The organism is Odoribacter laneus YIT 12061 (assembly GCF_000243215.1).
GTDB lineage: Bacteria > Bacteroidota > Bacteroidia > Bacteroidales > Marinifilaceae > Culturomica > Culturomica lanea.
Genome location: NZ_JH594598.1, coordinates 280,685 through 285,878 on the forward strand (window position 1 = coordinate 280,685; position 5,194 = coordinate 285,878).

Genomic DNA, 5,194 nt, shown 5'->3' on the forward strand with positions numbered 1-5,194 from the left:
TTACACAGTAGGGACGTGCCCTATTGTGTAAATCCGGTTAGGACTGTTCACTTTAACACTTAAAAAAATAATCATGGATAAGAGTTACCAATTTTCAGAAAACTCTATATTGAAACAAAAATTACACAGTAGGGCACGTCCCTAATGGGTAAATCTGGTTAGGACTGTTCACTTTGACACTTACAAAAATAATTATGGATAAGAGTTATCAATTTTCGGAAAACTCTATATTGAAACAAAAATTGCACAGTAGGGCACGTCCCTACTGTGTAAAATAATAGAAAATTTTATCTGAAAACAAAAGCAGTCCTGACCCTCCACCCCCCAACACAATAAAAAAACCCTGACAACTCTCGTCGTCAGGGTTCCTAAATTCGGCGCCTACCTACTCTCCCACCTTTAGGCAGTACCATCGGCGTGAAAGGGCTTAACTTCTCTGTTCGGAATGGGAAGAGGTGGATCCCCTTTGCTATAGACACCTGTTAATTTCTTAAATTGTTTGACATCTTACCGGAAAGTTAAAAAATATATAATTCACTATAATGAAGCTATCGGGTGATTAGTATTGCTCAGCTGTGCCGTCACCGACTATACACCTGCAACCTATCAACGTCTTCGTCTTAAACGACCCTTAAAAGAATATCTCATCTTGAAGTTGGCTTCGCGCTTAGATGCTTTCAGCGCTTATCCTTTCCGCACGTAGTTACTCAGCAATGCAATTGACATCACAACTGATGCACCAGAGGTGCGTCCAACACGGTCCTCTCGTACTAGTGTCAGATCTCCGCAAATATCCTGCGCCCACAACAGATAGGGACCGAACTGTCTCACGACGTTCTGAACCCAGCTCGCGTGCCACTTTAATCGGCGAACAGCCGAACCCTTGGGACCTTCTCCAGCCCCAGGATGTGACGAGCCGACATCGAGGTGCCAAACCGCTCCGTCGATATGAGCTCTTGGGAGCGATCAGCCTGTTATCCCCGGAGTACCTTTTATCCTTTGAGCGATGGCCCTTCCATACGGAAACCACCGGATCACTATGCTCTTGTTTCCAACCTGATCGACTTGTAGGTCTCACAGTCAAGCACCCTTATGCCATTGCACTCTACTGGCGATTACCAAACGCCATGAGGGTACCTTGAGAAGCCTCCGTTACGCTTTTGGAGGCGACCACCCCAGTCAAACTACCCACCATGCAATGTCTCTCCACTAAGGAGATTAGACCTCAGATAAGTAAAGGGTCGTATTTCAACAGCGGCTCCATGACACCTGACGATGCCATTTCAATGCCTCCGACCTATCCTACACATCACTTACCCAAAATCAATGCAAAGCTGCAGTAAAGGTTCACGGGGTCTTTCCGTCCCGTTGCGGGTATCCGGCATCTTCACCGGAACTACAATTTCACCGAGAACATGGCTGAGACAGTACCCAGATCGTTACACCATTCGTGCAGGTCGGAACTTACCCGACAAGGAATTTCGCTACCTTAGGACCGTTATAGTTACGGCCGCCGTTTACTGGGGCTTCAATTCAGATCGTCGTATTGCTACTAAACCCTCCTCTTAACCTTCCAGCACCGGGCAGGTGTCAGGCCATATACATCATCTTACGATTTAGCATAGCCATGTGTTTTTGGTAAACAGTCGCCTGGGCCATTTTACTGCGGCTGGGGTTAAACCCAGCGTCCTTTATCCCGAAGTTACAGGACCATTTTGCCTAGTTCCTTAGCCATGAATATCTCGAGCGCCTTAGTATTCTCTACCCGGTCACGTGTGTCCGTTTACAGTACGGGTCATATATGCCTGAAGCTTAGCAGATTTTCTTGGTAGTCTGATTACCCGCATTATCCGCGCAGCCGAAGCCTTGCGGTACTATCACCCATCTCCTCTGCTGACGTACTTAACTATCAGCATCGACAGATAAAGACTTCAACGTACTATTTCGTCTGTACGCAGCGGTGTCACTACTACGTCCCTGCATCGCAGCATATATGAGTACAGGAATATTAACCTGTTGGCCATCGTCTACGCCCTTCGGCTTCGACTTAGGACCCGACTTACCCCCGGTTGATTGACATTGCCGGGGAATCCTTGACCTTTCGGCGTGCGGGGTTCTCACCCGCATTATCGTTACTTATGCCTACATTTGCTTTTCCATCTGCTCCACAATACCTCACGATACTGCTTCGACGCTAAATGGAATGCTCTCCTACCACTCACCTTTCGATGAGTCCATAGCTTCGGCTGTATGCTTATGCCCGTGTATTATCCATGCAGAACCGCTCGACTAGTGAGCTGTTACGCACTCTTTAAATGAATGGCTGCTTCCAAGCCAACATCCTAGCTGTCTGTGCTGTTCCACCGCGTTTTGTCAACTTAGCATACAATTCGGGGCCTTAGCTGATGGGCTGAGTTCTTCCTCTTTCGTCCGCGGACCTTAGCACCCGCGGGCTCACTCCCTGTCTGTAAAGTTACTGCATTCGGAGTTTGGCCGGATTTGATAGGCGGTGAAGCCCTCGCATCCAATCAGTAGCTCTACCTCAGTAACTGAAAAACAGAGGCTGCACCTAAATGCATTTCGGAGAGTACGAGCTATTTCCCAGTTTGATTGGCCTTTCACCCCTACCCACAAGTCATCCGGAAGCTTTTCAACGCTTATCGGTTCGGTCCTCCAGTTTGTGTTACCAAACCTTCAACCTGCTCATGGGTAGATCACTAAGGTTTCGCGTCTACCGCCTCTGACTAGTCGCCTGTTTAGGACTTGCTTTCGCTTCGGCTCACGTACGTTTACGTACTTAACCTCGCCAGAGACGAGTAACTCGTAGGCTCATTATGCAAAAGGCACGCCGTCACCCCAAAAAGGGCTCCGACAGCTTGTAAGCGAATGGGTTCAGGGACTATTGCACTCCCCTGTTCGGGGTTCTTTTCACCTTTCCTTCACAGTACTGGTTCACTATCGGTCTCTCACTAGTATTTAGCCTTGCCGGATGGGCCCGGCCGATTCAGACAGGATTTCTCGTGTCCCGCCTTACTCAGGATTCTGCTATGTATCATAAACTTATATGTACGGGACTATCACCCTCTATGATCGCTTTTTCCAAAACGTTCCATTTCATTTATTACTACAATATCGCAGTCCTACTACCCCACAAATGCCGAAACAATCGTGGTTTGGGCTGTTCCCCGGTCGCTCGCCACTACTGGGGGAATCACTGTTGTTTTATTTTCCTACAGGTACTTAGATGTTTCAGTTCCCTGCGTTTGCTTACCCGAAGGTATAATACATCTTCAATGTATTGGGTTGCCCCATTCGGAAATCTGCGGATCAAAGGTTATTTGCACCTACCCGCAGCTTATCGCAGCTTATCACGTCCTTCATCGCCTGTGAGAGCCTAGGCATCCACCATTCGCTCTTATTTGCTTCTATTATATTTTTTTATACTTTTAGCTTACTCGTATTCCAATATCTCTATTGTGTTTACTCGTTCTAATTGTTGTTGTTGTGGATTATATATCCATTAACTTTCCAGCATGTCAAAGAACTATGTACATAAAGTACCAAGACGGATGAAAAGGATTCGAACCTCTTCTTATTACCTTAATCCGTATTATGAAAGTGAAACAATGCAAGTGCGATTATAATCTGAACTCCAGAAAGGAGGTGTTCCAGCCACACCTTCCGGTACGGCTACCTTGTTACGACTTAGCCCCAGTCACCGGTATTACCCTAGGCCGATCCTCGCGGTTACGGACTTCAGGTACTCCCAGCTTCCATGGCTTGACGGGCGGTGTGTACAAGGCCCGGGAACGTATTCACCGCGCCATGGCTGATGCGCGATTACTAGCGAATCCAACTTCATGGAGTCGGGTTGCAGACTCCAATCCGAACTTAGACCAATTTTCGAGATTTGCATCCGGTCACCCGGTAGCTACCCGCTGTTATGGCCATTGTAACACGTGTGTCGCCCTGGATGTAAGGGCCGTGCTGATTTGACGTCATCCCCCCCTTCCTCTCACCTTACGGTGGCAGTCCCGCTAGAGTGCTCATCATTACATGCTAGCAACTAACGGTAAGGGTTGCGCTCGTTATGGGACTTAACCCGACACCTCACGGCACGAGCTGACGACAACCATGCAGCACCTTGTATATAGCTCCGAAGAGAAAAACTGTTTCCAGATTATGCAACATACATTTAAACCCAGGTAAGGTTCCTCGCGTATCATCGAATTAAACCACATGTTCCTCCGCTTGTGCGGGCCCCCGTCAATTCCTTTGAGTTTCATCGTTGCCGACGTACTCCCCAGGTGGCTCACTTAATTCTTTCAATTAACCCCTAACTGTCTTATCGCTAAGGGCCGGTGAGCATCGTTTACGGCGTGGACTACCAGGGTATCTAATCCTGTTCGCTACCCACGCTCTCGTGCATCAGCGTCAGTTATGGTCTGGTAAGCTGCCTTCGCTATCGGAGTTCTAAGTTATATCTATGCATTTCACCGCTACTTAACTTATTCCGCCTACCTCGTCCATTCTCTAGCTCTACAGTTTTAATGGCGGACCGGAGTGAAGCTCCGAAATTTTACCACTAACTTATAAAGCCGCCTACGCACCCTTTAAACCCAATAAATCCGGATAACGCTCGCATCCTCCGTATTACCGCGGCTGCTGGCACGGAGTTAGCCGATGCTTATTCCTACTGTACTGTCATCACCCTATACATAAGGCTTATTCTCCCAATAGAAAAGAGGTTTACAACCCATAGGGCAGTCATCCCTCACGCGACTTGGCTGGTTCAGTCTCTCGACCATTGACCAATATTCCTCACTGCTGCCTCCCGTAGGAGTCTGGTCCGTGTCTCAGTACCAGTGTGGGGGACCTTCCTCTCAGAACCCCTACCTATCATCGGTTTGGTGGGCCGTTACCCCGCCAACTGCCTAATAGGACGCATGCCCATCTTTGACCACTCTCGTTTTACTCTATTCCCCAGGAAGGAAAAAGAGACTATGAGGTATTAATCCACGTTTCCATGGGCTATCCCTCTGTCAAAGGCAGGTTGCATACGCGTTACTCACCCGTGCGCCGGTCGTCAGCGGTGTATTGCTACACCCTGTTACCCCTCGACTTGCATGTGTTAAGCCTGTCGCTAGCGTTCATCCTGAGCCAGGATCAAACTCTTCATAGTTAAAGTTTTTTT

Annotated in this window: 3 rRNA genes; all 3 read right to left on the bottom strand. The window is 48.1% G+C overall.

Annotated elements, in window-relative coordinates:
- Window positions 1-372: 372 nt before the first annotated feature.
- The 3 genes from rrf to HMPREF9449_RS15320 all read right to left on the bottom strand — a co-directional run bounded on the left by rrf (window position 373) and on the right by HMPREF9449_RS15320 (window position 5,182).
- A 5S ribosomal RNA gene (rrf, locus tag HMPREF9449_RS15310) occupies window positions 373-483 on the bottom strand.
- A 56-nt stretch (window positions 484-539) separates the two neighbouring features.
- Window positions 540-3,429 (bottom strand): 23S ribosomal RNA (locus HMPREF9449_RS15315).
- Between the two features lie 227 nt (window positions 3,430-3,656).
- Window positions 3,657-5,182, bottom strand: a 16S ribosomal RNA gene (locus tag HMPREF9449_RS15320).
- Together the 16S, 23S and 5S rRNA genes form the textbook arrangement of a ribosomal RNA operon.
- Between the last annotated feature and the right edge of the window lie 12 nt (window positions 5,183-5,194).